The sequence below is a fragment of the Pedobacter sp. genome (assembly GCF_035566355.1).
Classification (GTDB): domain Bacteria; phylum Bacteroidota; class Bacteroidia; order Sphingobacteriales; family Sphingobacteriaceae; genus Pedobacter.
This window is the reverse complement of the sequence record NZ_DATMRL010000310.1, coordinates 1-2,730: the sequence shown is the minus strand read 5'-3', so window position 1 is coordinate 2,730 and position 2,730 is coordinate 1. Positions and strand designations below refer to the sequence as shown.

Below are 2,730 nucleotides of genomic sequence, written 5' to 3'. Positions count from 1 at the left end.
ATGGATCTGGGTATTAACAATAAACTCCTGTTGATACACAGTTTCACAATCAGTGACATAGTTGGATTGAACCTTCATAAATCCCCCAGAAAAAACATCAAAGCCTGATACGCCACTGTTATATTCAAAACTAATAATGTTTTGATCATTCATGTCTTTGATGCTATAAAGGAGCCATGAAGAGTAATATGCAGAGGGATGAGGCGCAGTTCCACCACCAAAAACATTAACTGTACTTACTGTTTGTTCTTTAGGACCAAATACATACTTATTGCCTTTTCCGTCAGTGAGCGTCCAGTCAATAATTCCATTGCTGTCTCTGGAGTAAGCCACTTTAATCTCAGATTCCTGCATCATCACAACTTCACCTTGTTCATTAAAGAAAAACTTCCCTGATTGCCCGTTAAAACTGTACATAAACAGGTCAGGTTCCAAATCAATCTGGTTCGCTTGAAATCCTATCAAATGCGCAGGGATTGCAGTGCTAAAATTTGAAGGCTTAATCGTATTAGATAAATACCCATATACTGGTATATCGTCAGATATACCCCCTCTTTGGATTCTTGTAATGCGGCCGCCTGCATTTAAGTTAAAACCAAGACCGATAGAACTTGCTACTTCTTCTACCCTAATCCCCCCTGTACTATTATAGTCCAGAGATATTGGTACAGAAATATCACCACTGGAAATAGTAAAGAGGGGAAAATTAACAGGAACAGTACCTGTGTAATTTCCTATCGGCCTATCCAGCGTCTTAAACAGAGCGGCAGCTTCCGGAGAAACCGGACTAACTATTGGAACTTTAGTTTGTTGCCCCAAACCATCGTGGAAAAAGAATATTGTGAAGTGGAATATGATCAGATAACTCCATCTGTTCATATAACATGATTTCTTTGTAATGTTTCTCTTCATAGGATATTATTTAGTTGTTCAACACACAGCTAACTTAAACTAACCCAAGGCATCTATTTTGCCTTCAAAGAATATTCATGAGAAAACTTCAAGATTGGGATTCGACTTAAAAATGGCTTCTGAAACCCTTGAAAATACAACCAGTGTTAAATTCCAGATGAATCTTATGACAAACTCGGGGCATAGAAACAGAAAGCAGGTCTCAAATTCGGGAGAATGGACAATTTTACTTCCAACTCATGATCGGTTAAAGCAGAAGAATTACGATATAATATTTTCATTTCTCAGAGCTTTAAAAACTGCATTTACAATACTTTCGCTCCTATCCTCTTCAAACCCCAATTTAAAGACGCCTTGCTTGGTATATTCATAAGACTTTTTTATAACGTTATAGTGAATTGGACAACCGAGGTCTCTCATATGCTTAATTATTCCTTTAACCTTGCGTTCAGAGACATTAAATTTATTCGCCAATTCTGCAGGGGTACCAGTTTTTCTTTTCTGAATCAATTCATTAATTTTTTTAATCTCATCAATCTGTTTTTTCATAGAGCATTAAATTTGTTTCATCTAAAATTCAGAAAACCAACATTCTACATCAACCCCCCTCCTATATTTCAATAAAATTTAAAGAAAAGCATCCCCTTTGCAGAACTTTATTTGCAACGAATGCTACAGCGTGTCTATAAAACGAAATTATATTCTAAATCTCAGCCAAACTGTCAGTTAAAATTAATTTTAAATTAAAAATAAAAAACCACACACAACTAACTATCAAATAGTTAAAATAAAATACATAACTTGGATTAATATTTAAACACAAAACTAAACTTAAACACAAAAAATACTTAGAACGCGCAGCCAAGTGGTTAAGACATGACTCTATATTGCTTTAGTATGCTTGCGCCATGAGTGCGCAATGAGTGCGCCATGAGTGCGCCTTTTTTCAGTAAAAAGGCGCACTCATGGCGCACAGAAGATCCTGTGATTTCGCAGGCATACTAAAGCAATACTGAACATAACATGAACCAGATATCAATTTAAACTAAAGAAAACATGGGAAAATTTGACGGAAAACAGATCAGAGGCCTGGTCGGCAACATTGTAATTCGAAAAGGTAAAAAAGCGCCAATTGTGCAAAGCGCACCTCGTAAATATAAACAAACCAAGGCAACAAAGCAAGAATCAAGTCTTTTTGGAAAAGGCAGCATTTTGGCCTCTGCACTCCGGCATGAACTCAATCTAATCATCAGTTCCAACCAGGATGGCGAAATGGTGAACCGGTTCAATACCCCAATAAAAGCGGTACTCAGGCAATGCTACGATCCGGAAACTCAAAAATTTAATTTTTCAGAGGATAGTTTCAGCCGGCTGGCCGGTTTTGAATTTAACATTAAATCTCCGCTGATCAACAGCCTTTGGGTAAGCCCTGAAATGCAGCTAAATGGAAATATTCTAACCATAAGCCTGCCTGAAATTGAAATCCCTGCCCTGTTAAAATTTCCCCTGGCTGCCAATATCTGCACATTGATGGTCATCGCCAGTTTTACCTCTCTGGAACAATGCCTGCGAAAGCCATCTACCTTCCAAACCCTGGAGATTAGCCAAAATGAGACCACAATTCCAGCCAGACAATTTGATTTTGAAGTTCCACAGGGCTGTTTATGTATTGCCGGGATAGGACTAAAATACTTCTCCGTACACAATTCCATCAGAACTACGTTCAACAGTAAGGCTTTTAATCCTGCGGGAATTATTGGTGCTGTGATCAGCCCGGGAACATTTGTCCTTCCTCCACCGGTAAGAATTGGAAACAAG

The 2,730-nt window shown here is 38.0% G+C and carries 2 protein-coding genes and 1 pseudogene; 1 reads left to right on the top strand and 2 read right to left on the bottom strand.

The features are described 5' to 3' along the window. Both VNZ46_RS12155 and VNZ46_RS12150 read right to left on the bottom strand, forming a co-directional pair. Positions 1-912: hypothetical protein (locus VNZ46_RS12155; protein ID WP_325560400.1), on the bottom strand; the 912-nt coding region annotated here is incomplete at its 3' end. Positions 913-1,173: 261 nt separating this feature from the next. Beyond that, positions 1,174-1,461: an HTH domain-containing protein gene (locus VNZ46_RS12150; protein WP_133778710.1), complete on the bottom strand. Its 288-nt coding sequence runs from the start codon at positions 1,459-1,461 to the stop codon at positions 1,174-1,176. 507 nt (positions 1,462-1,968) lie between these two features. Here VNZ46_RS12150 and VNZ46_RS12145 point away from each other — a divergent pair. Then, a pseudogene (locus tag VNZ46_RS12145) lies at positions 1,969-2,730 on the top strand (hypothetical protein); the annotation flags it as partial.